A 26,533-nucleotide genomic window follows, 5' to 3' on the forward strand; every position below is an offset into this window, starting at 1 on the left:
CCCGTGGTCTACTGACTTTGACGCCGGTATTCACCGGGTGGCAGTCCGACCGTGCGGTTGAAAAGCCGACTGAACGAGGCCGCATCCTGATAGCCGACCTGATAGCATATCTCCGCAATGCCAAGCTTGGTGCTTTCGAGAAGCGTCTTGGCGGCCTCGAGCCGTTGGTCCTGAATCCATCGGCCAGGAGTTGTGTGCAATTCATCGGCAAACCGGCGCGCCAGCGTTCGCGGCGACAGGCCGAGATGCGCGCCAAGCAAGGCAAGGTCGAGCGTTCTGAGCTGGATTCTTGCCAGGGCTTCGAGGCGGTCGCGCAATGGCTCATGCAAGGGCAACAGATCGGTGAGCGGGAATTCATAGGGCGCCTGGCTGTGGCGCGACGGCGGCAGCACCAAGAGTTTGCGAACCAGCCGCTCCTCCTTGACGAAGCCAAGATCCTTCAGAAGCGTCTTGCCGAGCTCCAAGCCTGAAAAGCCCCCGCCGCACGTGTAGATCCGGCCATCCCCGACCAGGACACGGGAAGCGTCCCAGCGCACTTTCGGAAAACGGCGCTGGGCATCGACCTTCAGCCACCAGGAGATCGTCGCCCGTTTTCGATCGAGGAGGCCGGCATCGGCCAGGAAGTAACCGGCGCCACAATGCGCGGCTATGATGGCGCCGTCGCGCTGCGCCCTGGCGATCAGCGGCGCGGCATGACGGCTCTCTTCCTCCAGTGCGGCAACAAGCTCCGGCACCTGCATGCCGGGCATGGCAAGCAGGATCAGCAGATCCATGCGCTGCGAGGGTTCGCGTCTGGTGTGAAAGGAAATTCCCGGCGTCGTCGTGGCGTCTGCCTGCCGCGCCACGAATTCGAAGGAAATCGCCGGTGCACCGCGAAGGGTGTTCACCAGATCGAACATTTCGACGAGCGTGGCGGCGACCGCCGAATAGAAAGACGATGGCAGCCAGATCACGGCGTGGACAGGTTGTTGTTCCAGGATGCGTCCTCGAGTTCGCAGTATGGCAAGTTTAGCACATAGATTGTCAATTCTGCCAATTCTGGTTTTTGCCGGCCGAACCTAGAGTCCGCGGCGCCGATACAAATGTCGGCGCTCGCGGTCTGGTCGCCTCCAAGCCGCTGCCATTCGGAGACCGACATGAAAGCAATTCTATTCGACGAGATTGGCTCACCGCGGGACGTGCTCTATCTGGGCGACGTTCCTACCCCGCACGTCGGCGATGGCGAAGTTCTGGTCAGGATGGTCTCGGCCTCGGTCAACCCTGGCGATTTTCTGTTCATCCAGAACCTCTATCCCGAGCCGAAGAAGCCCCATTTTCCCCGGCAGATCGCGGGAAACCATGGTGCAGGCATTATCGAGGCGATAGGAGCGGGTGTCGCGCTGGAACCCGGCACGCTTGTCGCCTTCAGCCACTACAACACCTGGGCCGAGTACGCGGCCATTCCCGCTGAATGGCTGATCCCTTTGCCCGCCGACTATCCCGCCGAACGCGCCGGGCAGATGGTGAACCCGATCACCGCCTGGGACCTGCTGGTGGATTCCAGGGTGCAGCCTGGTCAGTGGCTGGCTGTAACGGCCGGCTACTCATCGATTTCAACCATGGTGATGCAGTTCGCCCAACGGCGCGGCATCAACGTCATTGCGGTGGTGCGACGCCAGCATCAAAGGCTGGATCTGAAGGAGCTTGGCGCCACCGCCACCCTCGACCTGTCGGACGTGAAGGGCGACATAAGGGAAGCTGTCATGGACATGACCGGCGGCGCAGGACTGAACGGCATCATCGACAATGTCGGCGGGCCAGCCAGCGGCGAGTTGATCCGCACCCTTGCTCTTGGCGGGCAGATGGTCATCAATGGCGGCATGAGCGCCGAGCGTTTCGAACTGCACAATTTCGACGTGCTGCTGAGCGGCGCCGAAATCAGGGCAAACATCTATCGCTACTTCTTTTCGCCGCCTGTTGAAGCCGACCGGCCGATGCTGCGCGAGATCATCGACATCTTCGGCCAGCCTGGCTTCCACATCCCTGTCGGCGGCGTCCATCCGCTAAGCGAGTTCAAGCTTGCCGTCGAAAACAGCCTGGATCGTGCCGATCTCGGGAAACAGATTTTCACGATGTAGCGTTGGGCGCGACCCGTCTCGCCACCTCTTCCAGCCAGTGATCGCGAATGCCGAGCGCCTTCAGATGCTCGACCGTGCTCGCCACATAGTCCTCGTTGTTTCCGGACTGGCCGACGGCGCCACGGATGACGCTTGCCGCATGCGCCGCGTCGAGCCCGCCGGCATACTGCTCATGCTGGCGGTCGACGATATAGGCGACCGCCGGGACCGTTTCGCCGCCGTCGAGGCGGATGTCGAGCACGCGCTCGAGATAGACGCTGGTCACCAGTTCGCGCTCGCGCAGATAGGCAAGCACCTCATCGCGCAACTCACCGGGCACGCGAAACGCCAGCCCGACGCAGGAGCCGCCACGGTCGAGGCCAAGCACCAGGCCCGGCCGCTCGCGCGTGCCGCGATGCACGAAGGAGTAGACGCAGAGCGACCGGCGGTAGCCGTAAAGGCGGGCGCGCCGGGTCTCGACATGCGCGAATCCCGGCCGCCAGATCAGCGAGCCGTAGCCAAAAACCCAAAAATCGCCCATATCGCCAAGCCTGATTGCACGAGAGTGACGACACCGCATCGGAATCGGTGTTCTTCTGTCTATTTGCTTGTTGCGTAATCCACAGTCCACTCGCAACACGCCCGCGTTAATGAAAGCCGCAGCATGACGTCAAGTAACGAGCGCCCGTCGAAGTTGCCCCGCCGGCTGTTGTGGCTCGCCGCTTTCGTCGTGATGCTGTTCGGCGTCTACAGCGCGGTCTGGTTCTATGTCGCCGGCCGCGTCAGAAGCGAAGCCGACAAGGCGGTGGCGCAGCTGAACACCAGAGGCATCGAGGCCGGCTGCGCCAATCTCACCGTCAGCGGCTATCCCCTGAGCTTTGCCGTATCCTGTGACACGCTGGCCTACGAGGACGACGCCAGAAACGTCGCCGCCTCGACCGGCAGCTTCAATTTCGTGGCCGAACTCATCCGACCATTGTCGCCCGCCGCCGAGTTGCGCGGACCGCTGCGCACTTCAGTGCCCGGGATGACCCCGCTCTGGATCGACTGGGACAATCTGCAGGCCGGTGCAAAGCTGTCCTGGCCCTTGCCTCGCAGCATCTCGTTGCAGGCCGAAGGCCTGTCCGGCCAGACCGACCCGGCCGACGACACCGATCCGGTTTCGCTGTTCAGCGCAGGGACCGCAGCGGGTGAGCTGCGGCCCGACGGCCTGGACGTCGGCTACGTCGGAAGCTTCACCGATCTGGAGATCGATGCCGACGCGATCGGCGGGCGCGTCCTGCCGCCGCTCGATGGCAGCGGCGACGCGACGCTGAAGAACGGCGTGGCGCTGATGAAGACGGAGGCCAGGAGCCTGCGCGGCCAGGCGGCCGATATCCACAAGCTCGATCTGTCGTCGGGAACCGCACGCATCACCGTCTCCGGCCCGGTTTCTGTCGACGCCAACGGCCTGGTCAATGCCGATCTGACCATCAAGCTCAAGGATCCCAAAGCCGTGGCGGCAATCCTCGCCACCGCCATCCCCGAGCAGAAGAGCCAGATCGAACAAGGCTTTGCCGGCCTGGCTTTGCTCGGCAACGAACCGTCGATGCCGCTCAAGGTGGTGAAGGGCAAGGCTTCGCTCGGCTTCATTCCGCTAGGCAAGATCAAGCCGCTCGATTAGAGCATAGCCCCAAAGCGCGAACCGCTTTGGGAGGAGATCCATGCTTAGCCAAGCCAACACATGAGCCGGCCAGTAAAACTGCTCAGCGTTGGCGCGCTGACGCTGGACACCATCCTGCGCCTCGAAACCCTGCCCACGCATCAGGGCAAGTTCATCGCCTCGGACGGCATTCAGCTCGCCGCCGGCATGGCGACAAGTGCGGCCTGCGCCGCCCGCCGTCTCGGCGCCGAGGTGTTTTTGTGGGCAAGCGCGGGTGACGATACCATCGGCGACCAGCTGCTGGCCGGCGTCGCGGCCGAGGGCGTCGATTGCAGCTTTGTCCGCCGGGTCAAAGGCGCGCGTTCGGCGCTGGCCTCGATCCTGGTCGATGCCCATGGCGAGCGCATCATCGTGCCGTTCTACGACCCGAAGGCGCAGGCCGACCCCGACGCGCTGCCTGTCGCCGATCTTTCCGGCTTCGACGCCGTGCTGGTCGATGTGCGCTGGCCGGGCGCTGCCGCCCTCGCCCTGACCGCCGCCCGCGAAGCCGGCCGCCCGGCGATCCTCGACGCCGACACCGCGCCGCTGGAGGTGCTGGAGCGTCTGTTGCCGCTGGCCTCGCATATCGTCGCTTCGGAGACGGCGGCGCGCATTGTCTGCGGCCATGCACTTGATCCGGAGACCGCTTGCGCCGATCTCGCCAGCCGCACCGATGCCTTCGTCGCCGTAACCGGCGGCGCGGCGGGAAGCTGGTGGCATGACCGGTCCGCCGGCTGCGTGCGCCACATCGCTGCGCCGAAAATCAAGGCGGTCGACACGCTTGCCGCCGGCGACGTGTTCCACGGCGCCTTTGCCGTCGGGCTCGCCGAAGCCATGCCGATCGAGCAGGCCTTGCGCTTTGCCAGCGCCGCCGCCGCGCTCAAATGCCAGCGCTTCGGTGGCCGGCTGGGCGCGCCGGACCGGGCCGAGACAATGGCCATGGTTGCGGCAACCTGGCCTGCCTGAAACGGATTTAGGTCTTGGCTGGATGCTCCACCGCCTGGCGGCCGAAATCCGGCACGTCAATGTCCTGGCCGGCCTCGATGATCGAGCGGCGTACGGCGCGGGTGCGGGTGAACAGGTCGAACAGCTTGTCGCCGTCGCCCCAGCGGATCGCCCGCTGCAGGAAGGCCAGATCCTCCGAGAAGCGTGCCAGCATTTCGAGGATGGCATCCTTGTTGTGCAGGCACACATCGCGCCACATGGTCGGATCGGAAGCGGCGAGACGGGTGAAGTCGCGAAAACCCGAGGCCGAATATTTGATGACTTCGGTCTTGGTCACCGATTCCAGATCGTCGGCAGTGCCGACGATGTTGTAGGCGATGATGTGCGGCAGGTGCGAAACGATCGCCAGCGTCATGTCGTGATGCTGCGGGTCCATCGTGTCGATGTTGGAGCCGCAGCGCCGCCAGAACTCGGAGAGCTTTTCCAGTGCGGCCGGATCGGTGCCCGGCAGCGGCGTAAAGATGCACCAGCGGTTTTCGAACAGCTCGGCAAAGCCGGCATCCGGGCCGGATTTTTCCGTACCCGCCAGCGGATGGCCCGGAATGAAATGCACGCCGTCCGGCACGTAAGGCTGCATCTGTGCAATCACCGAGGCCTTGGTCGAGCCGACATCGGTGAGGATTGCGCCCTTTTTCAGCGCCGGCGCGATCTCTTCCGCCACCTCGCCCGACGATCCCACAGGCACCGAAACGATGACCAGATCGGCGTCGCGAACCGCTTCTTTTGCGTCTGTAGTGTAGCTCTCGCCGAGACCGAGTTCCTTCGCCCGCGCCAGCGTGGTCGGGCTGCGCGTCGCGATGGCGACATGGCGGGCCAGGCCCTCGCGGCGGATGACGCGGGCCAGAGACGAGCCGATCAGGCCGATGCCGACCAGCGCGATTTTCTCGAACATCGGTGATGTCATGGGATTCAGCTTTTCAGGAATGTCGTGAGCGCGGCAATCACACCGCGATTGGCTTCTTCTGTGCCGACGCTCATGCGCAGCGCGTTGGGGAAGCCATAGCCGGTAACCCGTCGCAATATGTAGCCGCGCTGGGTGAGATACTCGTCCGCTGCCTCTGCCGAATGCTTCTTGTCCTCAGGGAAATGGATGAGGACGAAATTGCCGACACTCGGCGTCACCCTGAGACCAAGCTTCGTCAGCTCTTCATTCAGCCAGGTAAGCCAGGTCTCGTTGTGCAACGAACTGCGCTCGACATGGGCGCGGTCGCGGATGGCGGCAATGCCGGCCTCGATCGCTGTCGCGTTGACGTTGAAAGGGCCGCGAATGCGGTTGATTGCATCGACGATGTGCAACGGGCCATACATCCAGCCGATGCGCGCGCCGCCAAGGCCAAGCTTGGAGAAGGTGCGGGTCATGACCACATTTTGCGCACTGCCTGCCAGTTCGATGCCGGCCTCATAATCGTTGCGCCGGACATATTCGGCATAGGCGGCATCGAGCACCAGAAGCACGTTGCCCGGCAGGGCAGCATGCAAACGCCGCACTTCCTGGAACGGCAAATAGGTGCCGGTCGGATTGTTGGGATTGGCGAGGAAGATGATTTTGCTTCGCGGCGTCACCGCAGCCAGGATCGCGTCGACATCGGCACGCTCGTCGGTTTCCTTCACCGCAACCGGCCTGGCGCCCGCCGACTGGATGTAGATCTTGTAGACCATGAAGGCGTGTTCGGTAAAAATCGCCTCGTCACCCGGCGCCAGATAGGTCTGCGCCAGCAGGCCCAAAATCTCGTCCGAACCGTTGGAGCAGATGATGTTTGCCGGGTTGAGGCCGTGCACTTCGGCGATCGCCTCGCGCAGCCGCCTTGCGGTGCCGTCGGGATAGACATCCAGCCTGGCCGCGACTTCACGCGCGGCCTCGATTGCTTTCGGCGACGGGCCGAGCGGGTTCTCGTTCGACGACAGCTTATGGACCTTGGCGACGCCAGCCGGCGCCGTGCTCTTGCCCGGCACATAGGCTTCTATGTCCATGATGCCCGCGCGGGGCGTCGGCCGTGCCTTGTCCGCTGTCTTGTCCATGTCGCAAATCCGTCGAGAATGCCCCATCCGGAGGCCGAAGCGGAAATACAAGCCGTGGCACCGAATGTCGAGAGGCCCGGCCAATAGCTTGCCGTTGACGCCGGGCGGCGCGAGTTCTAGAAGAACGTAACAGTCCCGTGGTGATTTGGCCGGTCGGCTTGCAGCCACGTTAAACAACTCGCTAAAGGGCCGTTTGCGTGACGTAACCGGCTTTGCGATCGCATTGCCGGTTTTTTATTGCCTGACGGCGGGCAAGGAGAGTCACATGACCGCGCTCCGCGCTGCAAAAACCAACAACGAGGCCGACAACCCGTCGAGCCCGGTGTTGCGTTTCGGCCCCGACAAGCCGCTCAAGCTCGACGCTGGCACGCTTTTGTCGCCGTTTCAGATCGCCTACCAAACCTACGGCACACTGAACGACGCCCGCTCCAACGCCATTCTGGTCTGCCATGCGCTGACCGGCGACCAACATGTCGCCAATACCAATCCGGTAACCGGCAAGCCCGGCTGGTGGGAAGTGCTGATCGGCCCCGGCAGGATCATCGACACCAACCGTTTCTTCGTCATCTGCTCCAACGTCATCGGCGGTTGTCTCGGCTCCACCGGCCCGGCCTCGACCAATCCCGCCACCGGCAAGCCCTACGGGCTCGACCTGCCGATCATCACCATCCGCGACATGGTGCGGGCGCAGCTGATGCTGGTCGACCATTTCGGCATCGAAAAGCTGTTTTGCGTGCTCGGCGGCTCGATGGGCGGCATGCAGGTGCTGGAATGGGCATCATGCTATTCCGAGCGCGTCTTCTCGGCGCTGCCGATCGCCACCGGCGCACGCCATTCCTCGCAGAACATCGCCTTCCACGAGGTCGGCCGCCAGGCTGTCATGGCCGACCCGGACTGGCATGGCGGCAAATATTTCGAGCATGGCGCGCGCCCGGAAAAAGGGCTGGCCGTAGCGCGCATGGCCGCCCACATCACCTATCTGTCGGAAGCCGCCTTGCATCGAAAATTCGGCCGCAATCTGCAGGACCGTGACGCGCTGACCTTCGGTTTCGACGCCGATTTCCAGATCGAGAGCTATCTGCGCCACCAGGGCATGACGTTCGTCGACCGCTTCGACGCCAATTCCTATCTCTACATGACCCGTTCGATGGATTACTTCGACCTCGCAGCCGACCATGGCGACCGGCTGGCCGATGCCTTTGCCGGCACAAAGACGCGCTTTTGCCTCGTGTCCTTCACCTCGGACTGGCTGTTCCCGACTGAGGAGAGCCGCTCGATCGTGCATGCACTCAACGCCGCCGGCGCTTCGGTCTCCTTTGTCGAGATCGACACCGACCGTGGCCACGACGCCTTCCTGCTCGACGAGCCGGAATTGTTTGCCGCCATCAACGGCTTCATAGGCTCGGCGGCACGGGCGAGAGGGCTCGCATCATGAGCGTCAACGGCAGCCAGCGCGTCGATCTCGAGGTCGTCGCCAACCTCATCCCGCCGCAGTCCAGGGTGCTCGATGTCGGTTCCGGCGACGGTCTGCTGCTCGAACTACTGCAGGAGACCAAGCAGGTCGACGGCCGTGGGCTGGAGCTGTCGCAGCGCGGCGTCAATGAATGCGTTGCGCGGGGCCTCTCGGTCATCCAGGGCGATGCCGACACCGACCTCGAATTCTATCCCGACAAAGGCTTTGACTTCGTCGTCCTGTCGCAGACGCTGCAGGCGACCCGCAACCCGAAGCTGGTGCTCGACGAACTGTTGAGGATCGGCAACCGCGCCATCGTCTCCTTCCCCAATTTCGGCCACTGGCGGGTGCGGCTGTCGCTGTTCTTCAAGGGACGGATGCCGGTGACCGAGGACCTGCCCTATTCCTGGTACGACACGCCCAACATCCATTTCTGCACCATCCGCGACTTCGTCAATCTGGTCGAGGAGCTCGGCGCCTCGGTCGAGAAAGCCACCGCGCTCGACGGCAACGGCCAGAAGATCGGCCTGTCGATGCCATGGTGGTTCTGGAATTTCTTCGGCCAGCAAGCGGTGTTCTTGCTGAAGCGATAGAGTTTGCCCCTATTCCAGCACGTCTGTCGCCTTGTGCGGGTGCCTGACACCCTCGGCGAGGACCACATCGGAGCAGGAATTGTCGGTCCGCAAGGCCAGGATCTCTCGATAGGCAGGCGAACTATACCAGCCGCGCGCATTCTCGTTGTCCGGAAACTCGATGACGATGAGATCCCCGGGCCATTCGTTCTCGAGCACCTCCATGTCGCCGCCATGGACAAGAAAGCGCCCGCCAAACGGCTCCAACGTGGCGTCAATCCGCTGCAGATACTCGACGATCTGCGGGCCCATTGTGACTTGGCGCATATGGGCGACGGCGTAGGCGGTCATGGTTCAACTCCCTGTTCGATCGAAGCGCAAACCGGCTTCGTTGGCGCAATCTGGGGAAATGACGGCCATCGGTCGATTACGCCTGAGGTAATAGGAACGCGGATCAAGGCGACCCGCGAACCTACCCTCGAGCGCACGCTGCCCGAACCGGCGAGGGTGTTGCCATTGGAGCGCGGGGCCTGAAATTCGTTATTGCGGACGGATCGCCTCTCGCATCTTCTGATGACATAGGGACCTGTTCTTTGTAGCGTCGCCTGCCAACATGATGCTGAGCGGAGCATGGAACGGAAGAATCAGACGTATTCGATTGTTGTCGAAATGGAAAACGCCAAGTACATCAACGAAGATGAGGTTGGCGTTTCGCTCACCGCTTTGGCGCGAGAGATCGGAAGGGCAACGACGGACGATCAATACGCCAGACCGGAGGTTATAATCGTTCACAACGGACAGGATACCGACACGCCGCTTCTCCAGCAACGAATCTGCGACCTTGTCCCGCGACTTGGCGCAGTTGCAAATCTGGTTTTCGGCGCTTGCACCGGTGGCCGGTACTACGAGGTCAAGAACAAAGGCGCCGAGTTGGCCACGGGCGACGCCGTCATTTTCACCGATTCTGACACGACGGTTGAGCACGGCTGGCTGTCGGCGCTCCTCAAACCGCTACAGGACCCGAAGACGACTGCTGTGAACGGCTACACCTATCTCGGATTCGACGATTTCGCCTCGCGCACCTTTGCCCTTCTATGGTTCTTCCCGTTGCGCGATGGTGATCAACGTTTTGCTTCCAGGCGAGCGATGAACGCCAACAATTGCGCCTTTCGCAGACTCTGGTTGGCCAGCCACCCCTATCCGGCCAACAACGGTTTCAAGGTTTCTTGCACGTTGCTCACGAACCAGTTGCGAGAAAGCGGATATGACTTTGTCAGGGTCGATGCACGGGCCAGCCACTATCCCCCGCGCGGCTGGCGCTTTTTCTTCTGGCGTGCCCTAGTCACCGGTCGCGATGCGGACCGCAAATATGTGGCGCTGGAATCGACATCCCGAGGCAAACGCGCGCTGAAGGCAACAAGGCGCTGGTTTTCGACGTCCCGGCGAGTGAGCAAACGCCTCACTGCCCATGCCCCACAAGTCGGAATGCCAATCTGGCAGATCCCGTTTGCCCTGATCGTCGGATTGGTCTTTTGCACTCTGGTTTTTCTTGCCCAGGCGGCCATGGCGCTTGGTCTGATCCGGGACGAACCGGAACACGTGCCCCTTTATGTAGTGCATAGCTGAAATGGCCAAGACCTTGGAAATCGAGCCCCTCATCACGGTGATCACGCCGACGCACAATCGCCGCAGCAAGGTGGTGCGCGCCGTCGAAAGCGTGCTGGCGCAGAATTTTGCCCGGTTCGAGCACATTGTCGTCGATGACGGCTCGACCGACGGCACGGCCGCCGCACTTGCCGAAATCCGCGATCCACGGCTGATCTATGTCGGCTCGAAATGGCGCGGCGCCAATGCTGCCCGCAACGCCGGCATCGAACGGGCGCGGGCGCCGGTGGTGACCTTCCTCGATTCCGACGATGTCTACTTGCCGGACCGGCTGGAGCGAACGCTGGAGTGGTTCGAGGCCAATCCCTCGCTCGAAGTGCTGATCAGCTCCTTCGTCTCGCTGAAAGGCAATCGCCGCACCAATTGTGTCAATCGCGATGCGTTCCTCAACCGCGACACGCTGGAGCGGGCTCTGGTTGGGCAGACAATCTTCATTGCCGGCTCGGCGATCACCGCCCGGCGCGAATCGCTGCTGGCCATCGGCGGCTACGACAGCGACGTCACGCGCATGCAGGATCGCGAATTGCTGCTGCGCTTTGCCCGGCGCAGCGGCGCGCAATTGTCCGAGGTGATCGACTGGAAAAAGTACAATTCGGAGAATTCGATCTCCGGTCGCCGCGACGGCTATGTCGAAGCCTATGCCAGTTTGATCGACAAGCACCCCTATATCGCCGATCGCTACCCCCACATTCCGCCTTACATGATCGCCCGGCAGCTAATCGCCGACGCGCTCAAGGGCAGGGTTTCGCAGGCCTTCTCCGGCTATCTGGCCAACCGGTCGTCGAAGGCGCTCGGCTATTCGCTGCCGCAACTGTTTCGCGGCTATGTCGGCGGCCGGCGCTGGCGCCGCGATCTCTACGCCGAATTTCGCGACAAATACGGTGCTCGGCCGGCCTGACGCTTCACTGGAAGCCGCGCAGCGGCTTTCCCTCCGGAACTGCCTCAAAACCTCATTTATCGAGTTCCGGGAAATACGGATCGGAATAAAACCGCCGGTCGCGCTCGCCCTGCAGGCAATCCATCGGTGCGACCGCGTCGATCGTGACCACGGCCGCATCGGCAATGCCGCTCACCTCCAGGATAAGCTTGCGGCGTATGGCGGTGGCGAATTCGGAGGCCGCGTAGATCGGCAGCACGAAGGAGCCAGGCCCGCCGGTGACGCACTCGTCATAATACTGGTCGAGATGGCTGAAGGTCGGCGACGGGCTGATCAGGATCGGCAGGCCGTTGATGACGATGCCCTTGGCCACCGCGGCATCGCGTGTGGTGGCGACCGGCAGCCCGGTATTGTTGGGACCGTCGCCGGAAATGTCGATGACGCTTCGGGGCGCATCGAACCCGGCGCCATCGAAAAGCCCGGTGCCGAAGGCAAGCGCGCCGGAAATCGAGGTGCCGCGAAAGCTGCGGAATGGCCGCGCGGCTATTTTGTCGGCGAAGGCGTTGGCGCTTTCTGCGCTGTCGATCATCTGCCAGGCGATGACGCCGTCCTCGCGCACGACGCCCGCCCATTCGAAATAGGCAAGCGCGATGCGGCCGGTCGTGCCCGAGCGCACAGCCTTGATGAAATCGGGATGCCGGAGCGCCTCGACATAGCCGGCGCGCTGCAAGGCGAACTCCCTCTCGTCCATCGACTGCGAGATATCGACGGCTAGCACCAGTTCGACATCCACGGCAACGGCATTGGCCGGGGCAGCCACGGGCGTGACCGGAGTGCAAGCAAGGCAGGCTAGCAGGCTGAACGCATCGAGCATGGCCGCACCAGGGATGTTTCGATCCGCGAATCTTCGCCGCGATCGCGGCGAAATAAAGCCTAATGCATGTCGCTCAAAAGTGGCCCCGGTTTTGAGAGAACGACATGCATGAAACAAAGACCTAAAGCGCGTTGCGTGAATCCGTTCAAATGCGACGCGCTTTAGGCTACTTCTTTCGCGGGCGAGCCCCTCTCGGCGGCGGGTCGATGGCGCCGGCCCTGACGCGAGCTGGCTTCAGCGCGGGCGCACCGGAATCCTTCACGATCGTCAGGCCGCGCGGAAAGAACTGAGTGTTGTGCTGGCCGCGCCCGATATTGATGATCGCGGCTCCCTTCAGATGCTTTTCCAGCATCGCCAGCACGCGCCTCAGCGAGGGTCCATCGAACGCATCCATGGCTTCGTCGATGATCACCCATTTCGGCCGCCGCAACGCGAGCCTGGCCACGCCCAGCAGGCGCTGTTCGTCATCGGCCAACTCATGGTCCCAGCGCCCCACGCGGTCGAGCGACGATGACAGCCGTTCAAGACCAACCTCGGCCAGCACGGCCGAAATGTCGGCATCGTTAGCGGGCGCATGCCCGTTCGCATGATTGAGCACCTCTCGCAACGTGCCGGCCGGCAAATATGGGATACGCGGCACGAAGATGAGGGTTTCTCCAGCCGGTAGGCCGATCCGCCCCCTGCCCCATGGCCACAGGCCGGCAATGGCGCGGAAGAACAGCGTCTTGCCGGCACCGGGCTCGCCCGTGATCATGACGCGCTCGCCGGGATGGATTTCGACATGGCTGTCGGCAAGCTTGGTGCAGCCCTCCGGCGAGGCCACCTGGAGCTTTTCGAACGTCAGGCTGCCATTGGCGTTGTCGCCGAATTCGATGCGCCTTTCCTTGTCGTGCAGCACATCGGTTTCATCGAGCGCGATGCGGAAGTCGGCGACACGCATCAGTGTGGCGCGCCAGTCGGCGATGCCGCCGATGTTGTTGATGAACCAGCGCAGCGACGAGTGCACCTGGTTGAAGGCGCCGACCGCCATCATCAGCCCGCCGAAGCTGATATCGCCCGAGAAATAGACCGGCGATGCCACCAGGATGGGCGCCACCACGGTGATCCAGCCATAGGTGTCGGTCACCCAGGACAGGTTGATCTGCGCGGTGTAGATGCGCCGCATGGCGCCCAGCACCGTGCCGAGGTCGATTTCGAGCCGGCGCTTGGCATCGGATTCGCCATGGTAGAGCGCAATGGCGTCGACATTTTCGTTGACCCGCACCATCGAGGAGCGCAGCTCGGCCTCACGCGTGTAGCGATCGCTGTTGAGGTGGATCAGCGGCCGCCCGACCAGCCAGCTGAGCCATGAGGCGATGCCGGCATAGAGGAACGCGGCCCAGACCATGTAGCCCGGTATCGCCAGCGACCAGTCGTTGATGTGGAAGACGAAGCCCGACGACAACTGCCACAGCACGCCGACGAAGGACACCAGCAGGATGAAGGACTGCAGCAAGCCGACCCCGAGGTCCGTCGTCAGATCGGACAGATGCGCGGCATCCTGCTGCATGCGCTGGTCGGGATTGACGCCGATGGCGCCGGCATTGGCCAGCCGGAAGGCCCGCGCCGGCCGCATCCACTGGTCGATCAGGTCGAGCGTCAGCGCCTCACGCAGCTTCAGCCGGATCATCTGGTTGAGCCAGGTCTGAGCAATGTTGAGCACCAGCAGCGTGCCGGCGATCATCGCAAAGATCATGAGCTGGTGCAGGAAGGCCGCCATGTCGCGGCGCGCCAGCGCATCGTAGAAGGGCTGGTTCCAGCGGTTGAGCAGAACCTGGCCGATCGACGTCGCGACGATGACGGCCATGATGCCGACCGACGTCCACACCAGCCATTTGCGGACCGGCGAGCTTACCAGCGCGCGTTTGATCGTCGCCACCTGGTCGCGCAGGCTGCTGGCTTCGACGGTTACCGGCTGGGCTGCGGCGTTCGTGTCCGGTTGATCAGCCATGGCCTGGGTCCTTGCGTTCAAAAGCGGTGCTGAAACCGAATGGAGGGACTTGAAGGCATCCGCAGCTCAAACGGCCTGTGAATGCATCTGCGACAGATAGGTGGGAAAACCTCACGCAACACCAATTTCCATCGTGATCACGAAGGTGTCACCTGACGCTTGGTCGATATCACCGCTTCGGCCTGGCGGCCAAGCCTTGTCGCGCCGTGCGGCGACAGCACCGGCACGAAGACGCGGCGCGAGGCGCGCTGCGCGACCGGCACGCCCTGATAGAGCCGCTTCTGTGCCTCGACCACGATGACGCCGGAAAAGATCGGCCAGAACCGCCGACCGGCTCGCTCCAGCACATTGTGGAAGCGCATCATGAAGCGCCGCGGCGATGGTGGGAAGAACAGCGCGTCGGACCAGGAGGCCGGCGTGAAGTTCGCCTCGCGCAGCAATTCGGTGAGCTGGCCGCGCGAGAATGGCCGACCATTGCCGAACGGCGTGTGCTCGAACCGGGCCCAGACGCCGCGCCGGTTGGGCACGACGATGACGACACGCCCCGCCGGCGACAGCACCCGCCAGATCTCGTTCAGCGTCTCGCGCGGGTTTTCGACATGTTCGAGCGAGTGCACTAGCAGCATGCGGTCGATGCAGGAATCGACCAGCGGCAATTCCTCGTCGAAGACCAGCGCCGTCGACGTCGGCCCGCTCGCCGGCCAGACCACAGCGCCCTGTGTTGCCGGCATGAAGGCGAAAACCCGCTCGGCATCGGTGCCGAACCGCTCCAGCCACGGCAAGGTATAGCCGAGCCCGACCAGCCGCTCATTGGGCACGGTCGCCCATAGCGAGGACAGCGCCATGGTGATCGAGCGTTCGGCAAGGCGACCGAGCGTGGTCGAATAGAAGGAACGGAGGTCGACGATATCGGAATGCATACGCGGGACGGTAGCTGCGATGCCGCTCAAGTTCAACAAAGGCGCCAAGCCGAACAGAAGCTAAGTTCAACAAAGCCGGATGACATCGGGGACCAAGCGCCCTATGTCTGCGGCGACAGATGGAGAGATCAGAAATGCCGGTCGAAATCGAACAGTTCATGTGCCGCAGCGACAATTTCGGGGTGCTGGTGCATGACCCCAAGAGCGGCGAGACCGCCATCATCGATGCACCCGAAGAAGCGCCGATCCTGGCCGCGATCGAGCGCACCGGCTGGAAGCCGACGCTGATCCTGACCACCCACCACCATGTCGACCATGTCGAAGCCAATCTGGCGCTGAAGGAGCGCTTCAAGCTGCGCATCGTCGGACCGGAGGCGGAAAAGGAAAAGATCCCCGGCATCGACGAAACCGTCGGCCAGGGCTCGGTCGTCCATCTCGGCGGCGAGCGGATCGATGTTATCGCCACGCCCGGTCACACGGCGGGCCACGTCTCCTATCATTTTCCGGCCTCGAAAGTGGCGTTCACCGCCGACACGCTGTTCGCACTCGGCTGCGGCCGGCTGTTCGAATGCAAGCCGCCGGTGATGTATGACTCGCTGAAGAAGCTCGCCGCACTGCCGGCCGAGACGGTCATCTATTGCGGCCATGAATACACGCTCTCCAATGCCCGCTTCGCGCTGACCGTCGACCCGACCAATTCTGCGCTGAAGGAGCGCGCGGCGAAGATCGAGACGCTGCGCGCCGACAACAAGGCGACGCTGCCGACCACGATCGGCGAGGAATTGTCGACCAATCCGTTCCTGCGCTGGCACGACCCGGCGATCCGCAAGCATCTCGGAATGGAAAAGGCCAGCGATGCCGACGTTTTCGCCGAGATCCGCAAGCGCAAGGACAACTTCTGATCGTCGTTGCGGGAACAGCCATGACCAGCGCCGCTGAAATCATCGCCACGCTTGGCCTGAAGCCGCATCCGGAAGGCGGCTGGTATGCCGAGACCTTTCGCGACGGCGCCGGCGGCGCGCGCGGCCATTCGACGGCGATTTATTTTGTGCTGGAACAGGACCAGATTTCGGCCTGGCATCGGGTCAAGGACGCGGCCGAGGTCTGGCATTTCCATGCCGGCGCGCCGCTGGCGCTGTCGATGTGCGAGGAAGGCGGTCCAAAGGTTAGCCAGGTGATCGAGCAGGTGCTCGGCATTGAACTTGCGGCGGGCGAGCGGCCGCAGATCGTGGTGCCGGCCGGCTGGTGGCAATCGGCGCGCAGCCTCGGCGAATGGACCCTGGTCGGCTGCACCGTGGCGCCGGGCTTCGACTTCGCCGCGTTCGAAATGGCCGAACCCGGCTGGGAACCCGGAACACTTTAAGGTGTGTTGAGATTCAGGTCAGGCCGAGTCGAAAAGGGTGGTTTCCGAGAACCGGAGCGGAACGTACTTCTGGGTACGTGAGCACCGGAAGCGCAGGAAACCGCCCTTTGCAAGCCGGCATCACCTGAATATCAACACACCGAGCGTGATCGCCAACTGGGCGGCATAGTAGAGCACCCAGACCGCATAACGGATACCGGCGCGATAGGGCGCAATTGCCGGCACCAGGAATTTTTCCGTGGCAAGCAGCCCGTCCGACGCCATGAACAGTACGGCGCCGCCGATGACCCACGGATTGTCGAGCGTCAACGCCGAAATGCCCATCGCCAGAATGGCCGCGATATAGGCGGCGATCGGCACCCGCAGGCTTGGGCCGACACGGCGCCAGAGTGCTGCCAGCATGACGACCACGAAGGCGGCCATGGCGAGTGCGATGGCGCCGCGCCATGTTTCGGTGCCCAGCACATCCAGCCCGCCGCCGCTGCGCAAGAAGAGCGGCACATAGAGGATATGCGCTGCCAGGAAGCTGGCCAGCCCGCCGAGGAAGGCCTGTTCGCCGTCACGCGACAGGAAGGCGTCACCGACGGCGCTTAGGGCCAGCGCAGCGACAAGCAGCAGCGGCCCACCTTGCATGAAGGCCAGCACCGCAAGCATGGCCACGGACAGCGTCTTTGCCGCCGAGCGGGCAAGCGTCGGCCGCATGTCCAGGGTGAAGGCGTAGATCACCGCCGCCACCAGCGAAAAAATCAATGTTGCATTGGCGTTGGCGTCGATACCGCCGGCAAACGGCATCGTCATGCGCTTGCCTCACCAGTTGCCGGCTTGCGCTGGAACAGCGATTTCGCCGCCAGGGCCGCGCCGCCGGTGATCAGCACGCAGGCGGCGAGGATACGCAGCGACGGCTCGGCAACGCCGGCGGCGATAAGCACCAGCGTCGATAGCAGCGGCGCCGCATAGCTGGCCGCTCCGAGCACCTGGATGTTGCCGCGCTTGACGCCGATGTCCCAGGCGTAGAAGGCCGCACCCACCGGCATCAGCCCCAGACCGAGCACGGCCAGCCATTGGCCGGGACCGTCGGGCAGCACTGTCTTTTCCAGCAACAGATGGCACACGAGGGAAAGCGCCGCCGTGGGGGCGCAGAACCAGGTGACGATCGAGGTCGGCACCGCCGGAAAACGCCGCGACAGCAGCGAATAGGACGACCACAGCAGTGCGCAGACCGCCGCCATCGCATAGCCGAAGGCATAGCGCGCATCGAAGGCAAGCCCGCCGCCTTTGGTGACGATCAGCACCGTGCCGGCGAGCCCAAGCAGTGCGCCGACAACATGGTTCCAGGCCAGTTTTTCGCCCGGCATCAGCGCCGAGCCGAGCACGATCAGCAGCGGCCACAGATAGGCGATCAGGCTTGCCTCCACCGCCGGCGCGTTGCGCAGCGCGGTGAAGTAGAAGAAGTGGTAGCCGAACAGGCCGGCAATGCCGATCAGCCAGACTTGGCGCGGGATCTTCTGGCTTTTGTCGGAGGCCGGCATGAACAGCCGGGCGACCAGCCCGACCGCGGTGCCGATGGTGAAGGTGATGGCCGACAAAAGGAAAGGCGGCACGGCGCCCGACGCGTCGGTGAGCAGCGCCAGCAGCGCCCACATGGCAACCGCCGAAAACCCGATCAGTGTTGCGCGCCCCATGCCCGTCTCCGGCGGCGCGCCCCATTTCTAGTCGGGTGGGCGCGCCTATTCAGTAGCTTCGAACCGCCCCGCGCTGACGGTCAAGGTGCCTATCTGCGTCCCGACCGTGGCGTGGATCGGCGCATATACGCCGGTTTGGCCGAGCGGTGCAAACGTCACCATCATCTTGCTCTTGTTCTTCAGATAATTCAGCGCCTTGCGGCCCTTGCGGTAGCCCGCCACCGGTTCGAAGCTCATCTTGCAGGTAACGGTGTCGCCCTTGTAGCCCTTGACCGAGATCGAGCCTTTCGAGGCGTAGGTCAGCGTCAGGTCGGCGCGCATCTCGCCGTCATAGAACTTCACCTTGCGGCCGCAGACCTGGTCGAGGCTGTCGGCATGGATGACGGTGGCGGCCATCGGATCGAGCACCGATGTCAGATCGTTGCCACCCAGCGGTATCCAGGTCTTGGGATTGCGCTTTTTCGGCTCAGGGATGACCTGGGTGGCGGTAACCGCGCCATTGGCGAAGCGAATGTCGACGACGGAAGCCTTCTTGCCGGACTTGTAGTCGGCGCGAAACGCCTGCGGCTGCATCTGCTTGCCCAGGATCTTGCCCTTTGACGAGATCGTGCCGCTCGTATCGTCGAACAAAGTGGCGATACCGGCGCTGGAGACGGTGCCGTCTATGGAATAGCTATCGCCTTCGTAGTGGCTGTTGAATTTCGCCCTGGCCACCGAAAGGCCGAGGAACGACACGGTGTATTCGCCCTTGAAGGACTGTGGGGCAGCTGCCGGCGCTGCGGCAAGGGTTGAGGTTGGCAAGGCAGCGGCAAGCATAGCGACAACGGCATGAGACGGACGAAGCATGGCGGGGGTCGGTCCTTGAATTTTAAAGCCGGAGACGGGGCAACTCCGGCCTGGCATGTCCCTATGCGACCGCTTATAGGCTGAATTCCGGCCTTTATATGAAATGCCCGTCACAGGCATGGGCAAGCCGGAGCTTGACGCATTGGCGAAATGCAACTATGGAACGCCAACTTTTCCATAAGGCCGCCTGACTAAAACCGCGCGCCGCCCGGCGCGGGCGAAAATGGTTTGGCAGGCTTAGCGAGAACTGAAGGTTAGAACCATGTCCCGTACCTGCGAACTCACTGCCAAGGCAGTCCAGACCGGCAACAATGTGAGCCACGCCAACAACAAGACCAAGCGCCGCTTCCTGCCGAACCTCGTCAATGTGACGCTGATCTCGGAAGCGCTGAACCAGAATGTGCGCCTGCGCATTTCGGCCAACGCGCTGCGTTCGGTCGAGCATCGCGGCGGCCTCGACGCCTTCCTGGCCAAGGCCGACGCCAAGGAACTGTCGCAGCGCGCGCGCCTGTTGAAGAAGCAGATCGCCAAGAAGCTGGCCGACCAGCCCGCCGCTTAAAGACTTTAAGGCGGGGGACGACCGCCTTGAGCATCGGAGCGATCCGATGCTCAAAAACTTGCAAGGCAGCGCGATCCGCATTTCGGATAGCGCCTGGCTGGTTCCATTACCCAGGATAAAAAAATGACTTCCTTCTCGCGATACCTGCCCTTTGTGGCCGCCATGGCGCTTGTCGTCGTGGCATCGAACATCCTCGTGCAGTTCCCGATGCAGGGCCAGGTCGGCGGCCTGTCGCTGGCCGACATCCTGACCTGGGGCGCCTTCACCTACCCCTTCTCCTTCCTGGTCACCGACCTTGCCAACCGCCGCTATGGCCCGACCGTCGCGCGCCGCATCGTCTTCGTCGGCTTCATGACCGCGGTGATCTGCTCGATCCTTATCCCGCCCTTCCTGTTTCGCCACGGCCTGATCGAGTTCGAGACCGCTGCCGACCGGCTGGTGCGCATTGCAGCGGCTTCAGGTGCGGCGTTCCTGTGCGCGCAATTGCTCGACGTCACCGTGTTCAACCGGCTGCGCCGGCAGAGCTGGTGGCGCGCCCCGATCGTCGGCACGCTGGTCGGCTCGGTGTTCGACACCGTCGTGTTCTTCAGCGTCGCCTTTTCTGCCCTTTTCGCCTTCGCCGGCCCGAATGACAGCTTCGCGCTGGAGACAGCACCCCTGATGGGTGTGCTGCCGGTGGAGACCATGCGCTGGGTGTCCTGGGCGCTTGGCGACCTCTCGGTGAAGCTGATCATCGCCGTGGTGGCGCTGATCCCCTATCGGCTGCTCGCCGCCCGCTGGAGCCAGCCGGCCGTGGCCGCTTGAGGCCATGATTCCCTGGGTCCAGCTCGACTCAGCCAAAACGCCGGATGGTGGACAGGAACTGCGCCTCAAGCAGCGCGGCAGCGAGTTCTCGATCATGCTCGGCACCAACGAGCTGATGAACAGCCGCCTCAGCGGTTCCGAGGAAGCGCTGGCAAAACTGTCCTGCGACAGGATTGCCGGCCGCGGCCAACCAAGAATCCTGATCGGCGGCCTCGGCATGGGTTTTACCCTGCGCGCCGCACTTGCCGAGCTTGGCGCCGACGCAAGCATCACCGTCGCCGAGCTTGTCTCCGCAGTCATCGCCTGGGCGCGCGGCCCGATGACAGCCATTTTCGACGGCTGTCTCGACGATCCCCGTGTGAGTGTCCGCGAGGCCGATGTCGGGCACATCATAAGGTCCGACAAGGCGGCCTGGGACGCCGTCCTGCTCGACGTCGACAATGGCCCTGAAGGCATCGTCTACAAGGGCAACGATGCCCTGTACGGCGCCGCCGGCCTCGGTGCGGCGCGCGCCGCATTGAAGCCCGGCGGTGTGCTGGCGGTGTGGTCGCAAGGACCCGACAGCGGCTTTACGCGCAGGCTGAAGCAGGCCGGTTTTGCCGTGGACGAAGTGAAGACGCGCGCCAATGGCAAGCGTGGCGCCCGCCACGTCATCTGGATTGCTACGAACCCGTCTAGCTGACGCTTGCGAGAAAAGACGGGCGGATCGCTTTGATCCTGCCCGCCATGGATGGACGCTATCTCGACAGTTCGGCGGCAAGCGCCTCCAAAAGTCCGCGCGTGCCTTCCTCGCGGCCTTGCGCCGAATCGACGCCGTCGAAGAAAACGCCTTGCTCAGTAAAGGTCAGGCGGGTGCCGTCACCGGAGGGTGACAACTCGACGGTGGTCAGCGATGCCGACATGGGCTGCGACCCGATTGCCATCCTGTAGGAGAACACGATGCGCTGGTCCGCAACGATGTCCTGGAACTGCGCGTCGAGCCTGATCTCCGGGCCGCCCTCGTAGCTGAACCGCGATACCTCGGCGCCGCCGACACGGAAGTCGAAGCTGAACTCGGCGATGGTGAAGCCGTGGCCTTCGACGCGCCAGCGCCGCACCGTCGCCTTGTCGGCAAAGGCATGGAAGACCTTGGCCGGCGACTGCGGATAGGTGCGCTCGATGGTGAAGGTCGAGTGGATGACGGAGTGTCCGTCTACAGGAGCGATCTGGTTCATGATGCTTGGTCCTTGTCCTGATTCTTCTTGGGGGATTGGTCTTCGGGGTCCGTCTCGGCCAGGATCTGGCCAAGACGATCGAGGTGGCGTTCGGCCGGAATGCGGCGTTGCGCGATCCAGTCGGCGAGCGGAGCGAGCCCGCCCGGTTCGATCCGGCAGGTGCGCACCCGCCCGATCTTTTCACTGCGGATCAGCCCGCAGGCTTCCAGCGCCTGCAGATGCTGCAGCACGGCGGCAAACGTCATGCCGAACGGTTCCGCCAGTTGGCTGACGGTCGCCGGTCCGCGGCTCAGCCTTTCCAGGATCTGGCGGCGGGTGGGCTCGACAAGAGCCCGCAGGATGCTGTCGATCTCGGAATAGTTAAGCATGGACTTGAGTATTTCGTCATCAGAAAATTGTCAAGTCATGACTAAAGTATTTTCGCAAGCAATACGGTCAGCCGTCCAAGCAATCGAAAGCGGAGGGACAAACGGAAGGGGAGACGCGGGAGTGCGCGCCGCCATTCGAATCGCAACTGCCTCAGGAGACACGGAACAACGAAAGGCGCGGGGCCTTACCTCAGGGTGAGCGAGAAGCCGCCCGCGCCGTGCGCGTCGAAATACCGGTACAGGGTTGAAGCATTCCAGCCATGCGGCGCCTCGCGACGGACATCAACGTGGTCTGTGTCCTCGAAGCTCAACTCGGGCGTGGATCCTTTCAACGTCGCCGCGGTGTAATCCAGCGTCACGGAGTCGCCAGTGTCGGCAAAGGAGATGGTGATCTTGCCGTCGCCATAGCTGATGTCGGCGTCGTCGATCGAACGCTCGGCGAAGACGATCGTCGTCTCTCCCGCAACGTTGATGACATCCTTGCCGTCGCCGCGGTCGAAGAACAGCTTGGCCTTGCCCGTGCCGGTGAGATCGATCCGGTCGTCGCCTTGCCCGCCCGAGATCGCGTCGGCGGTGCGCGCGTTGATCCTGATTGTGTCGTCGCCGCTGCCACCCTCGACGCGATCGACCTTGGCGGCGGCGATGGCGATGGCGTCGTCATCATCGCCTCCGTAGACGCCAAAGACGGCCTGACCGCTCGCGATGGTGATGATGTCGTCGCCCTGGCCGCCGGAAATGCCATCGACCCTTTGCCCGGCGGCGACTGTGATGATGTCGCGGCCTTGACCGCCTGAAACACCGCGCGCTTCGTTGCCCGCAGCAACGGTGACGATGTCGTCGCCGGCGTCGCCGGTTATGTTGTCGATGTTCATTCCGCCCGCAAGGGTAAGCACGTCTCGCCCGGCGCCGCCCCAGATTCCCGAGATATCCCGTCCCGCCGCGACGGTGAGCACATCGTTACCCTCGCCCGCCTCGACGTTGTAGGCATCCCGTCCGGCAGCAATGTTGACGACATCATTGCCGGCACCAGTGAAGATGCCGCGACCGCTGGGTATGACAACAGCGATTTGTTTGCCGCCCACCATCGCGTTCGTCACCACAGCGCCCGACGCCGTTTTTCCCTGCCAATAATCGGCGGTGGCGTCTTCAGTGGACACAAGGTTGAGCCGATCGTTTCCGTCGCCCAGGGAAATGTAGTTCGGGGCGGTGTCATCGCCGGACGACATAATGTTGACGACGTCGTTGCCGGATCCGCTTTCGATGAACTCTGCATTGACGGGCATGACGAGCAGGAAGCCGTCGCTGCTCCCAGCGCCTCCGATCGACAGTTTGATGATTCTCTCCAGCGCAGTTTGCTGGGCGCTGTCGCCTCTGCGAAGGCTTGGGCCATCGGTCAGCAGGCCGACCGGCTTCGGCTTTTCACCGGAATCTCCTCTGAGCAGCAATTGCAGGGCCACCTGCTGTCGAGATACGGATGAGACGCTTGTCATGGGGTCCGGAACCGGTTGCACGATTCCAGACAGGCGTCGCCCGACTGAAACCAGGGATTGCAAGGCAGTTTGCCGATTCGGCGTTACCAAACCGTGCATGGTTGCAGACGGGAAAGCAGAAATCCGGCCGTTCAATCCTGGTGCAGGATGAATTCCAGATACAGGTTGCGCTGCAGGATCGAATGGTTGTCGTCAGAGATCAGCGACACCATCACCGCGCCGTCGTCTCGGGTCCAGACGTCGAGCCCTTCCATATTGTCGATCTGGTAGCCCATATCGGCTTCCATCAGCACCGGTCCGTCGGCAACCGCGCCCTGCTCGACGCTTTCGCCATAGATGCGCCTGAGCCGCATCTTCACCCCGCCGGCCATCGAAAAACTGCGCTCCAGGAGCAGCAGGTCGCCATCCGGCAGGAAGGCGCCGTCGGTGATGTCGAAATCGCCATTGCGCTTGACGGTGAAGACGCCCTTGTGCGGCCCTTCAATGATGGCGGCATAGATGTTGCCGGCTTTGTCCAGGCTCTTTTCCGAGACCACGACCAGCCCGCCCTCGTGCTGGCCATAAGGATTGGCGTGGGTGACGGTCTCGAAGCCGCGATTCTGCCGAAGTTCATGGGCCGGAACCAAAAAATTCAGCTGCTTGAATGGCGCCTTCATATTGTCAGGGTCGATCTTGAACTGGGCGACGCGCTGGTCGCGCTCGAAGCCTACGGTGGCAATGCCGTCCTTGACCGCCAGGCCTTCGGCGTCGACTTCCCATTTCTTGTCGATCGGCCGGCCCGATGTATCGACCATCTGCTGCATGCGGAAGTTCTGGATGCCGGACGGCCGCTTGTCGGCGTCATGGGTTATGGTGCCGAAAAACCAGAAGCCGGTATCGGCGACGCCGATGAAATCGCCGCCGGGCTTGAGAAAACGAAACGCCGACAGCGCACCGAAGTCCCGCGTCGGCGACGTCATCTCAAGTCCGCCGACGAATTCCAGCGGGCCGAACTGTTTGTCGGTGCTGCCGATATGGAAGGCGGTGATCGGCCGTGCCGAGACTTCGACCGGCTCGACCGCATTTGGCCCGGCGGCGATAGCCGGCGTCAAAACCAGGCCGAGCAGCGCCGTTGCGGAGAAAAGCGTCTGCCGGAGGCACGCTGTCAAAAGGATCATCCGGCGCGCCGGTAGCCGCCGCGGCGTGTGTCGCGCGCGTTTTCCTCGGCAAACAGCGAGGCCAGTTGCTCGGTCATGGCGCCGGCCAGTTCCTCGGCATCGACGATGGTGACGGCGCGCCGGTAATAGCGGGTGACGTCGTGACCGATGCCGATGGCCAGAAGCTCAACCGGCGAGCGCGTCTCGATCAGTTCGATGACGGCGCGCAGATGCCGCTCGAGATAATTGCCCGGATTGACCGACAGCGTCGAATCGTCGACCGGGGCGCCGTCCGAGATCATCATCAGGATCTTGCGCTGTTCGGGCCGGGCGATCAGCCGGTTGTGCGCCCACAAAAGCGCCTCGCCGTCGATATTTTCCTTGAGCAGGCCCTCGCGCATCATCAGGCCGAGATTGCGCCGGGCACGCCGCCACGGATGGTCGGCGGATTTGTAGATGATGTGGCGCAGGTCGTTGAGCCGGCCGGGGTTCGGCGGCTTGCCGTCCTTCAGCCATTTTTCGCGCGCTTGCCCGCCTTTCCAGGCCCGCGTGGTGAAGCCGAGAATCTCGACCGAGACGCCGCAGCGCTCCAGCGTGCGCGCCAGTATGTCGGCGCAGGTCGCGGCCACCGTGATCGGCCGGCCGCGCATCGAGCCCGAATTGTCGAGCACCAGCGTCACCACCGTGTCGCGGAATTTGGTGTCGCGCTCCTGCTTGAACGACAGCGGCTGCATCGGATCGATGACGACACGCACCAGTCGTGCCGGATCGAGATAGCCTTCCTCGAGGTCGAAATCCCAGGAGCGGTTCTGCTGTGCCATCAGGCGCCGCTGCAAGCGGTTGGCGAGCCGGCCGACGACGCCGGAAAGATTGGCCAGCTGTTTGTCGAGGAAGGCGCGCAGGCGGTCGAGTTCTTCCTCTTCGCACAGCTCCTCCGCACCGACCGTCTCGTCGAAGGCGGTGGTGAAGATCTTGTAGTCGATCTCTTTCGGCAGGTTGGTGAAGGGATTGTCGTTGCGGCGGGCTTCACCCGGCGTCTCGGCATCCGCATCGTCATCGTCGGAGAGATCGTCAGCCGTGGCGTCGGAGGCCTCGGTCTCGGACGACTGTTCGTCATCGGCTGACGCCTCGGCATCCTCGGACTGCGACTGCTCGGAGCCGGAATCGTCTTCGCCGCCCTCCTCGCTCTGCTCCTCGCCTTGCGGCTGGTTCTCGTCGTTGTCCTCGGAGTCTTCAGTCTCCTGGTCGTCGCCGAGTTCCTCGGCCATCTCCATGGAGGCCAGCATGTCACGCACGACGCGGGCGAAGGCCTGCTGGTCGCCGAGCTTGGCCGAGAGACCGTCGAGATCGGCCTTGGCCTTCTCCTCGACCCAGGGGCGCCAGAGTTCTACCAGCCGCTCGCCGCTCTTCGGGATCGGCCGTCCGGTCAGCTTCTCGCGCACCATCAGCGCCAATGCTTCCTCGATCGGCGCGTCGGCCTTGTCCCTGACGTCGACAAGATTGGCCTTGGCGTATTTGTCCTCCAGCATCGAGCCGATATTGTCGGCGACGCCCTGCATGGCGCGGCTGCCGATCGCCTCAACGCGCGCCTGTTCGACAGCGTCATAGATCGAGCGCGCCAGCTTGCCTTCCGGCGCCAGCTTGGTGTGGATGCGCTGATCGTGGCAGGCGCGCTTCAGCGCCATGGAATCGCCGAGCCCGCGGGTGATCGCGATATCCTCTTTCGAGGCTTTCTTCGGCAGTTCCGGCAACCGGGCACGGCTGCCGGCAAGGGCCGGCCGATCCTTGGCGAAACCGACCTCGAGCTCCTTGTCGCCGGCAATGGCGCGCATGCAGACGGTGACGGCGCGCTTGAAGCTGTCGGCTTCAGACCCCGTCTTCGACTTGTTGCGCGTGTTGTCGCCCGGACCCGCCATCGA

28 protein-coding genes and 1 riboswitch are annotated in these 26,533 nt (G+C 63.3%); of the genes, 12 read left to right on the top strand and 16 right to left on the bottom strand.

Annotation, left to right across the window (positions count from 1 at the left end):
- Positions 1–8: 8 nt before the first annotated feature.
- A complete protein-coding gene (locus tag AC1DYC_RS19670; protein WP_477409159.1) occupies positions 9–953 on the bottom strand; it encodes a GlxA family transcriptional regulator in 945 nt (314 codons plus the stop codon).
- A gap of 183 nt (positions 954–1,136) precedes the next feature.
- Here AC1DYC_RS19670 and AC1DYC_RS19675 point away from each other — a divergent pair, with 183 nt between their 5' ends.
- The gene (locus AC1DYC_RS19675) at positions 1,137–2,117 is read left to right on the top strand and encodes a quinone oxidoreductase family protein (protein ID WP_477409161.1); all 981 of its coding nucleotides are present in this window, start codon (positions 1,137–1,139) and stop codon (positions 2,115–2,117) included.
- On the opposite strand, the gene AC1DYC_RS19680 is transcribed toward AC1DYC_RS19675, so the two are convergent.
- A complete protein-coding gene (locus AC1DYC_RS19680; RefSeq protein ID WP_477409163.1) occupies positions 2,107–2,637 on the bottom strand; it encodes a gamma-glutamylcyclotransferase in 531 nt (176 codons plus the stop codon). The two genes, AC1DYC_RS19675 and AC1DYC_RS19680, sit on opposite strands and share 11 nt — an antisense overlap.
- 123 nt (positions 2,638–2,760) lie before the next feature.
- On the opposite strand from AC1DYC_RS19680, the gene AC1DYC_RS19685 reads away from it, so the two are divergent.
- A complete protein-coding gene (locus AC1DYC_RS19685) occupies positions 2,761–3,759 on the top strand; it encodes a DUF2125 domain-containing protein (protein WP_477409165.1) in 999 nt (332 codons plus the stop codon).
- Positions 3,760–3,819: 60 nt separating this feature from the next.
- The gene (locus AC1DYC_RS19690; RefSeq protein ID WP_477409167.1) at positions 3,820–4,743 is read left to right on the top strand and encodes a sugar kinase; all 924 of its coding nucleotides are present in this window, start codon (positions 3,820–3,822) and stop codon (positions 4,741–4,743) included.
- Between the two features lie 7 nt (positions 4,744–4,750).
- On the opposite strand, the gene AC1DYC_RS19695 is transcribed toward AC1DYC_RS19690, so the two are convergent.
- Entirely contained in the window at positions 4,751–5,686 is a 936-nt protein-coding gene (locus AC1DYC_RS19695; RefSeq protein ID WP_477409169.1) for a prephenate/arogenate dehydrogenase family protein, read from the bottom strand.
- Positions 5,687–5,691: 5 nt separating this feature from the next.
- Positions 5,692–6,801, bottom strand: coding sequence for a histidinol-phosphate transaminase (hisC, locus tag AC1DYC_RS19700; protein WP_477409171.1), 1,110 nt, complete (start codon positions 6,799–6,801; stop codon positions 5,692–5,694).
- A 127-nt stretch (positions 6,802–6,928) separates the two neighbouring features.
- Positions 6,929–7,006: riboswitch (SAM riboswitch) on the top strand.
- Between the two features lie 60 nt (positions 7,007–7,066).
- On the opposite strand from hisC, the gene metX reads away from it, so the two are divergent.
- The gene (gene metX / locus AC1DYC_RS19705) at positions 7,067–8,236 is read left to right on the top strand and encodes a homoserine O-acetyltransferase MetX (protein WP_477409173.1); all 1,170 of its coding nucleotides are present in this window, start codon (positions 7,067–7,069) and stop codon (positions 8,234–8,236) included.
- Positions 8,233–8,847 carry a methionine biosynthesis protein MetW gene (gene metW, locus AC1DYC_RS19710; RefSeq protein WP_477235979.1) on the top strand — a complete coding sequence of 205 codons (615 nt, stop codon included), beginning with the start codon at positions 8,233–8,235 and terminating at the stop codon, positions 8,845–8,847. Before metX ends, metW begins: the two co-directional genes overlap by 4 nt.
- Before the next feature lie 9 nt (positions 8,848–8,856).
- On the opposite strand, the gene AC1DYC_RS19715 is transcribed toward metW, so the two are convergent.
- A complete protein-coding gene (locus AC1DYC_RS19715) occupies positions 8,857–9,177 on the bottom strand; it encodes a DUF1330 domain-containing protein (protein WP_477409175.1) in 321 nt (106 codons plus the stop codon).
- Positions 9,178–9,456: 279 nt separating this feature from the next.
- Between AC1DYC_RS19715 and AC1DYC_RS19720 the strand changes: the two genes are divergently transcribed.
- Together AC1DYC_RS19720 and AC1DYC_RS19725 are read left to right on the top strand one after the other, a co-directional pair.
- A complete protein-coding gene (locus AC1DYC_RS19720) occupies positions 9,457–10,452 on the top strand; it encodes a glycosyltransferase family 2 protein (RefSeq protein WP_477409177.1) in 996 nt (331 codons plus the stop codon).
- A gap of 1 nt (position 10,453) precedes the next feature.
- Positions 10,454–11,389, top strand: a complete 936-nt coding sequence (locus AC1DYC_RS19725) for a glycosyltransferase family 2 protein (RefSeq protein WP_477409179.1) — start codon at positions 10,454–10,456, stop codon at positions 11,387–11,389.
- Between the two features lie 52 nt (positions 11,390–11,441).
- Here AC1DYC_RS19725 and AC1DYC_RS19730 read toward each other — a convergent pair whose 3' ends face one another.
- The 3 genes from AC1DYC_RS19730 to AC1DYC_RS19740 form a co-directional block, all read right to left on the bottom strand.
- Positions 11,442–12,242, bottom strand: a complete 801-nt coding sequence (locus tag AC1DYC_RS19730; RefSeq protein ID WP_477409181.1) for a DUF1194 domain-containing protein — start codon at positions 12,240–12,242, stop codon at positions 11,442–11,444.
- A gap of 166 nt (positions 12,243–12,408) precedes the next feature.
- Entirely contained in the window at positions 12,409–14,232 is a 1,824-nt protein-coding gene (locus AC1DYC_RS19735; RefSeq protein ID WP_477409183.1) for an ABC transporter ATP-binding protein/permease, read from the bottom strand.
- A gap of 137 nt (positions 14,233–14,369) precedes the next feature.
- The gene (locus AC1DYC_RS19740) at positions 14,370–15,152 is read right to left on the bottom strand and encodes a class I SAM-dependent methyltransferase (protein WP_477409628.1); all 783 of its coding nucleotides are present in this window, start codon (positions 15,150–15,152) and stop codon (positions 14,370–14,372) included.
- 134 nt (positions 15,153–15,286) lie between these two features.
- On the opposite strand from AC1DYC_RS19740, the gene gloB reads away from it, so the two are divergent.
- Both gloB and AC1DYC_RS19750 read left to right on the top strand, forming a co-directional pair.
- Positions 15,287–16,054, top strand: a complete 768-nt coding sequence (gene gloB, locus AC1DYC_RS19745; protein ID WP_477409185.1) for a hydroxyacylglutathione hydrolase — start codon at positions 15,287–15,289, stop codon at positions 16,052–16,054.
- Positions 16,055–16,074: 20 nt separating this feature from the next.
- On the top strand, positions 16,075–16,515 hold the full coding sequence (locus AC1DYC_RS19750; protein WP_477409187.1) for a cupin domain-containing protein: 441 nt from the start codon (positions 16,075–16,077) through the stop codon (positions 16,513–16,515).
- 120 nt (positions 16,516–16,635) lie between these two features.
- Here AC1DYC_RS19750 and AC1DYC_RS19755 read toward each other — a convergent pair whose 3' ends face one another.
- The 3 genes from AC1DYC_RS19755 to AC1DYC_RS19765 are packed head-to-tail and all read right to left on the bottom strand — an operon-like array spanning position 16,636 to position 19,043.
- Complete coding sequence (locus AC1DYC_RS19755) at positions 16,636–17,313, bottom strand: lysoplasmalogenase family protein (RefSeq protein WP_477409189.1); 678 nt, start codon at positions 17,311–17,313, stop codon at positions 16,636–16,638.
- On the bottom strand, positions 17,310–18,197 hold the full coding sequence (gene yddG / locus AC1DYC_RS19760; protein ID WP_477409191.1) for an aromatic amino acid exporter YddG: 888 nt from the start codon (positions 18,195–18,197) through the stop codon (positions 17,310–17,312). The genes AC1DYC_RS19755 and yddG overlap by 4 nt, the downstream gene beginning before the upstream one ends.
- A gap of 45 nt (positions 18,198–18,242) precedes the next feature.
- On the bottom strand, positions 18,243–19,043 hold the full coding sequence (locus AC1DYC_RS19765) for a DUF3108 domain-containing protein (RefSeq protein ID WP_477409193.1): 801 nt from the start codon (positions 19,041–19,043) through the stop codon (positions 18,243–18,245).
- A gap of 262 nt (positions 19,044–19,305) precedes the next feature.
- On the opposite strand from AC1DYC_RS19765, the gene rpmB reads away from it, so the two are divergent.
- From rpmB to AC1DYC_RS19780, 3 genes are all read left to right on the top strand, one after another.
- Positions 19,306–19,602 carry a 50S ribosomal protein L28 gene (gene rpmB, locus AC1DYC_RS19770; RefSeq protein WP_023670682.1) on the top strand — a complete coding sequence of 99 codons (297 nt, stop codon included), beginning with the start codon at positions 19,306–19,308 and terminating at the stop codon, positions 19,600–19,602.
- A 123-nt stretch (positions 19,603–19,725) separates the two neighbouring features.
- A complete protein-coding gene (locus tag AC1DYC_RS19775) occupies positions 19,726–20,406 on the top strand; it encodes a queuosine precursor transporter (protein ID WP_477409195.1) in 681 nt (226 codons plus the stop codon).
- A 4-nt stretch (positions 20,407–20,410) separates the two neighbouring features.
- Positions 20,411–21,088 carry a hypothetical protein gene (locus AC1DYC_RS19780; protein WP_477409197.1) on the top strand — a complete coding sequence of 226 codons (678 nt, stop codon included), beginning with the start codon at positions 20,411–20,413 and terminating at the stop codon, positions 21,086–21,088.
- A 55-nt stretch (positions 21,089–21,143) separates the two neighbouring features.
- Here the strand turns inward: AC1DYC_RS19780 and AC1DYC_RS19785 are convergent, their stop codons facing one another.
- From AC1DYC_RS19785 to cobT, 5 genes are all read right to left on the bottom strand, one after another.
- A complete protein-coding gene (locus AC1DYC_RS19785; RefSeq protein WP_477409199.1) occupies positions 21,144–21,620 on the bottom strand; it encodes an SRPBCC family protein in 477 nt (158 codons plus the stop codon).
- Entirely contained in the window at positions 21,617–21,988 is a 372-nt protein-coding gene (locus AC1DYC_RS19790) for an ArsR/SmtB family transcription factor (protein WP_477409201.1), read from the bottom strand. Before AC1DYC_RS19790 ends, AC1DYC_RS19785 begins: the two co-directional genes overlap by 4 nt.
- A gap of 185 nt (positions 21,989–22,173) precedes the next feature.
- Positions 22,174–23,478: a calcium-binding protein gene (locus tag AC1DYC_RS19795; protein WP_477409203.1), complete on the bottom strand. Its 1,305-nt coding sequence runs from the start codon at positions 23,476–23,478 to the stop codon at positions 22,174–22,176.
- Positions 23,479–23,609: 131 nt separating this feature from the next.
- Positions 23,610–24,635: an esterase-like activity of phytase family protein gene (locus tag AC1DYC_RS19800; RefSeq protein ID WP_477409205.1), complete on the bottom strand. Its 1,026-nt coding sequence runs from the start codon at positions 24,633–24,635 to the stop codon at positions 23,610–23,612.
- A complete protein-coding gene (gene cobT / locus AC1DYC_RS19805) occupies positions 24,632–26,530 on the bottom strand; it encodes a cobaltochelatase subunit CobT (RefSeq protein ID WP_477305742.1) in 1,899 nt (632 codons plus the stop codon). Before cobT ends, AC1DYC_RS19800 begins: the two co-directional genes overlap by 4 nt.
- Between the last annotated feature and the right edge of the window lie 3 nt (positions 26,531–26,533).

This window comes from Mesorhizobium sp. P2_E7 (genome assembly GCF_056403855.1).

What these genes read in the sequence shown, in the direction of transcription:
- AC1DYC_RS19675 (WP_477409161.1), top strand. Translation starts at nt 1,137, where the DNA reads ATGAAAGCAATTCTATTCGACGAGATTGGCTCACCGCGGGACGTGCTC.
- AC1DYC_RS19680 (WP_477409163.1), bottom strand. Translation starts at nt 2,637, where the DNA reads ATGGGCGATTTTTGGGTTTTTGGCTACGGCTCGCTGATCTGGCGGCCG.
- AC1DYC_RS19685 (WP_477409165.1), top strand. Translation starts at nt 2,761, where the DNA reads ATGACGTCAAGTAACGAGCGCCCGTCGAAGTTGCCCCGCCGGCTGTTG.
- AC1DYC_RS19690 (WP_477409167.1), top strand. Translation starts at nt 3,820, where the DNA reads ATGAGCCGGCCAGTAAAACTGCTCAGCGTTGGCGCGCTGACGCTGGAC.
- AC1DYC_RS19695 (WP_477409169.1), bottom strand. Translation starts at nt 5,686, where the DNA reads ATGACATCACCGATGTTCGAGAAAATCGCGCTGGTCGGCATCGGCCTG.
- hisC (WP_477409171.1), bottom strand. Translation starts at nt 6,801, where the DNA reads ATGGACAAGACAGCGGACAAGGCACGGCCGACGCCCCGCGCGGGCATC.
- metX (WP_477409173.1), top strand. Translation starts at nt 7,067, where the DNA reads ATGACCGCGCTCCGCGCTGCAAAAACCAACAACGAGGCCGACAACCCG.
- metW (WP_477235979.1), top strand. Translation starts at nt 8,233, where the DNA reads ATGAGCGTCAACGGCAGCCAGCGCGTCGATCTCGAGGTCGTCGCCAAC.
- AC1DYC_RS19715 (WP_477409175.1), bottom strand. Translation starts at nt 9,177, where the DNA reads ATGACCGCCTACGCCGTCGCCCATATGCGCCAAGTCACAATGGGCCCG.
- AC1DYC_RS19720 (WP_477409177.1), top strand. Translation starts at nt 9,457, where the DNA reads ATGGAACGGAAGAATCAGACGTATTCGATTGTTGTCGAAATGGAAAAC.
- AC1DYC_RS19725 (WP_477409179.1), top strand. Translation starts at nt 10,454, where the DNA reads ATGGCCAAGACCTTGGAAATCGAGCCCCTCATCACGGTGATCACGCCG.
- AC1DYC_RS19730 (WP_477409181.1), bottom strand. Translation starts at nt 12,242, where the DNA reads ATGCTCGATGCGTTCAGCCTGCTAGCCTGCCTTGCTTGCACTCCGGTC.
- AC1DYC_RS19735 (WP_477409183.1), bottom strand. Translation starts at nt 14,232, where the DNA reads ATGGCTGATCAACCGGACACGAACGCCGCAGCCCAGCCGGTAACCGTC.
- AC1DYC_RS19740 (WP_477409628.1), bottom strand. Translation starts at nt 15,152, where the DNA reads ATGCATTCCGATATCGTCGACCTCCGTTCCTTCTATTCGACCACGCTC.
- gloB (WP_477409185.1), top strand. Translation starts at nt 15,287, where the DNA reads ATGCCGGTCGAAATCGAACAGTTCATGTGCCGCAGCGACAATTTCGGG.
- AC1DYC_RS19750 (WP_477409187.1), top strand. Translation starts at nt 16,075, where the DNA reads ATGACCAGCGCCGCTGAAATCATCGCCACGCTTGGCCTGAAGCCGCAT.
- AC1DYC_RS19755 (WP_477409189.1), bottom strand. Translation starts at nt 17,313, where the DNA reads ATGACGATGCCGTTTGCCGGCGGTATCGACGCCAACGCCAATGCAACA.
- yddG (WP_477409191.1), bottom strand. Translation starts at nt 18,197, where the DNA reads ATGGGGCGCGCAACACTGATCGGGTTTTCGGCGGTTGCCATGTGGGCG.
- AC1DYC_RS19765 (WP_477409193.1), bottom strand. Translation starts at nt 19,043, where the DNA reads ATGCTTCGTCCGTCTCATGCCGTTGTCGCTATGCTTGCCGCTGCCTTG.
- rpmB (WP_023670682.1), top strand. Translation starts at nt 19,306, where the DNA reads ATGTCCCGTACCTGCGAACTCACTGCCAAGGCAGTCCAGACCGGCAAC.
- AC1DYC_RS19775 (WP_477409195.1), top strand. Translation starts at nt 19,726, where the DNA reads ATGACTTCCTTCTCGCGATACCTGCCCTTTGTGGCCGCCATGGCGCTT.
- AC1DYC_RS19780 (WP_477409197.1), top strand. Translation starts at nt 20,411, where the DNA reads ATGATTCCCTGGGTCCAGCTCGACTCAGCCAAAACGCCGGATGGTGGA.
- AC1DYC_RS19785 (WP_477409199.1), bottom strand. Translation starts at nt 21,620, where the DNA reads ATGAACCAGATCGCTCCTGTAGACGGACACTCCGTCATCCACTCGACC.
- AC1DYC_RS19790 (WP_477409201.1), bottom strand. Translation starts at nt 21,988, where the DNA reads ATGCTTAACTATTCCGAGATCGACAGCATCCTGCGGGCTCTTGTCGAG.
- AC1DYC_RS19795 (WP_477409203.1), bottom strand. Translation starts at nt 23,478, where the DNA reads ATGACAAGCGTCTCATCCGTATCTCGACAGCAGGTGGCCCTGCAATTG.
- AC1DYC_RS19800 (WP_477409205.1), bottom strand. Translation starts at nt 24,635, where the DNA reads ATGATCCTTTTGACAGCGTGCCTCCGGCAGACGCTTTTCTCCGCAACG.
- cobT (WP_477305742.1), bottom strand. Translation starts at nt 26,530, where the DNA reads ATGGCGGGTCCGGGCGACAACACGCGCAACAAGTCGAAGACGGGGTCT.